This is a genomic window from Streptococcus sp. (assembly GCF_019414905.1).
GTDB lineage: Bacteria > Bacillota > Bacilli > Lactobacillales > Streptococcaceae > Streptococcus.
This window is the reverse complement of record NZ_DXLC01000275.1, coordinates 2,053-3,522: the sequence shown is the minus strand read 5'-3', so window position 1 is coordinate 3,522 and position 1,470 is coordinate 2,053. Positions and strand designations below refer to the sequence as shown.

Sequence of the window (1,470 nt, the reverse complement as noted above, 5' to 3'; positions counted from 1 at the left end):
AAGGCTCAGGGAAGAGACAAGAAGGAAGTAACGGAAGAAGCTCTGCAATTACTTGAACGTGTTGGATTGTTGGATAAACAACATAGCTTTGCGCGTCAATTATCTGGTGGACAGAAGCAACGGGTTGCAATTGTCCGTGCCCTCCTCATGCATCCAGAAATCATCCTTTTTGACGAAGTGACTGCTTCGCTGGATCCAGAAATGGTGCGTGAGGTGCTGGAACTCATAAATGACTTGGCCCAAGAAGGCCGTACCATGATTTTAGTAACCCATGAAATGCAGTTTGCCCAAGCTATTGCCGATCGGATTATCTTCCTCGACAAAGGGAAAATTGCTGAAGAGGGAACGGCTCAAGCCTTCTTTACCAATCCTCAAACTAAACGAGCCCAGGAATTTTTAAACGTCTTTGACTTTAGCCAATTTGGCTCATATCTATAAAGGAGATTCTTATGAAACTATTCAAACCACTCTTAACTGTTTTGGCACTTGCCTTCGCCCTTATCTTTGTCACAGCTTGTAGCTCAGGTGGAAATGCTGGTTCATCGTCTGGCAAAACTACTGCCGAGGCTCGCACAATCGATGAAATCAAAAAAAGCGGTGAGCTACGAATCGCCGTGTTTGGAGATAAGAAACCTTTTGGTTACGTTGACAATGACGGTTCTTACCAAGGTTACGATATCGAACTTGGGAACCAACTGGCTCAAGACCTTGGGGTGAAGGTTAAATACGTTTCAGTCGACGCTGCCAACCGTGCTGAATACTTGATTTCAAACAAGGTAGATATTACTCTTGCCAACTTTACGGTGACTGACGAACGTAAGAAACAAGTTGATTTTGCCCTTCCATACATGAAAGTTTCACTTGGAGTCGTATCACCTAAGACTGGTCTCATTACAGACGTCAAACAACTTGAAGGTAAAACCTTAATTGTCACAAAAGGAACGACTGCTGAGACTTATTTTGAAAAGAATCATCCAGAAATCAAACTCCAAAAATACGACCAATACAGTGACTCTTACCAAGCCCTTCTTGACGGACGTGGAGATGCCTTTTCAACTGACAATACGGAAGTTCTAGCTTGGGCGCTTGAAAATAAAGGATTTGAAGTTGGAATTACTTCCCTCGGTGATCCAGATACCATCGCAGCAGCAGTTCAAAAAGGCAACCAAGAATTGCTAGACTTTATTAATAAAGATATTGAAAAATTAGGTAAGGAAAACTTCTTCCACAAAGCCTATGAAAAAACACTCCACCCAACCTACGGTGACGCTGCTAAAGCAGATGACCTAGTTGTTGAAGGCGGAAAAGTTGACTAATACTCAATAAAATCACAAAAAGAAATCAGGTAATCCTAGTGACTACCTGATTTTCTATTTTTTAGGCATTTTGCCAATTTTCTTGGTCTTCTTTAAAGCGTTTTAGAAGATCAAGGCCCTCTGGCGTGATGTAACCTTCTTCTTGGGCTAGATG

At 42.1% G+C, this 1,470-nt stretch carries 2 protein-coding genes and 1 pseudogene; 2 read left to right on the top strand and 1 reads right to left on the bottom strand.

Annotated elements, in window-relative coordinates; all coding sequences use genetic code 11:
- A partial coding sequence (locus tag QZ359_RS08435) for an ATP-binding cassette domain-containing protein (RefSeq protein ID WP_293965704.1) occupies nt 1-438 on the top strand: 438 nt, incomplete at its 5' end.
- An 11-nt stretch (nt 439-449) separates the two neighbouring features.
- On the top strand, nt 450-1,316 hold the full coding sequence (locus QZ359_RS08430; protein WP_293965702.1) for a cysteine ABC transporter substrate-binding protein: 867 nt from the start codon (nt 450-452) through the stop codon (nt 1,314-1,316).
- Nucleotides 1,317-1,377: 61 nt separating this feature from the next.
- Here QZ359_RS08430 and QZ359_RS08425 read toward each other — a convergent pair.
- Nucleotides 1,378-1,470: pseudogene (locus QZ359_RS08425) on the bottom strand (orotate phosphoribosyltransferase); the annotation flags it as partial.

Excerpts from the sequence above, each read along its gene's own strand:
- QZ359_RS08430 (WP_293965702.1), top strand. The coding sequence starts at position 450 with ATGAAACTATTCAAACCACTCTTAACTGTTTTGGCACTTGCCTTCGCC.